Source organism: Arthrobacter sp. ZGTC131 (assembly GCF_002929275.1).
Taxonomy (GTDB): Bacteria; Actinomycetota; Actinomycetes; order Actinomycetales; family Micrococcaceae; genus Arthrobacter.
Map to the genome: position 1 here is coordinate 1 of NZ_PJIK01000076.1, position 619 is coordinate 619.

1 protein-coding gene is annotated in these 619 nt (G+C 58.5%); it reads right to left on the reverse strand.

The window, feature by feature from the left end; all coding sequences use genetic code 11:
• A partial coding sequence (locus tag CXQ90_RS21755; RefSeq protein WP_181038674.1) for a relaxase domain-containing protein occupies positions 1-316 on the reverse strand: 316 nt, incomplete at its 3' end.
• Positions 317-619 lie beyond the last annotated feature (303 nt).

Sequence of the window (619 nt, forward strand, 5' to 3'; positions counted from 1 at the left end):
CCGTGTCTGCGTCCGTGTAGCGATGATATTTCTGTCCTAGCCGCACTTCCTTTTCAGTGGCACCATCTGCCATAAGTCTGGCGGCGTCGGGGTGCAGTCCCTCGCCGAAAAGGGCTGCCATTTGCTCCCCGGTAACCTCACCGGAAACCCCCAGCAGCTCCATAGAGTGCCCTGCCCATCGGCCGGGCGGCATTCCTTCGACCGTGTAATAGTCGCCAAGCTCCCGGTCGCCGGCGCGCAGCTCGTCGGCGCTAGCGACCTCGGAAGTGTAGTAGGCGTACCCGTCCCCAGCGCTGAGCTCATGGACGGTCATCATGGCTGCGATTATTGCTGTCGGGTGTAGGCGTGTCTAGCCTCAATCATCAGGATGCATGAGGTGTGGCGATAAATGGCCCTGAATCCTGAATCTTTCTGCGCCTGCATCCAAGAAGCGTGATAGACCTTCAGGAGTACCCTTCAGGAGTACACTGAATCCTCAAACAGTGCCGGGACCGCTTGAGCGCCCAAATGACAGTCCGACTCGAGGACTTTCTGGGGACCGTTAGGTTTGTCCGTGGCGTTAAATAGAGGCATCACTCGGCCTCGCCACTACGGGCAACATGATTCAGCTCAAGAGCGC